Origin of the sequence: Massilia sp. Root335 (genome assembly GCF_001425685.1) — a bacterium.
In the GTDB taxonomy this organism is placed as follows: Bacteria; Pseudomonadota; Gammaproteobacteria; order Burkholderiales; family Burkholderiaceae_D; genus Telluria; species Telluria luteola.
Genome location: NZ_LMCY01000038.1, coordinates 1344 through 1581 on the forward strand (window position 1 = coordinate 1344; position 238 = coordinate 1581).

Sequence of the window (238 nt, forward strand, 5' to 3'; positions counted from 1 at the left end):
ATCGAACTGGCCGCCGGTTTCGGTCACGCTGAGCAGCAGGTCGAAGCGCGCGGTGCCGGTGTCGGTGGCGGTCGTGTCGATGCGCACGCCGGGCAGATCGAGTTCGCCGGTCGGGGCGTTCTGCAGCACGAGCGCGACCTGGAACAGTGGTGCGTGGCCCAGGTGGCGCTCGGGCTTGAGGGCTTCGACCAGCATGTCCAGCGGCAGGTCCTGGTGGGCGTAGGCGTCCAGCGCCGTG

General features: G+C 70.2%; 1 protein-coding gene. It reads right to left on the bottom strand.

The genetic code is table 11. From position 1 onward, the window contains the following. A partial coding sequence (locus tag ASC93_RS31505) for a condensation domain-containing protein (RefSeq protein WP_162251938.1) occupies positions 1 to 238 on the bottom strand: 238 nt, incomplete at both ends.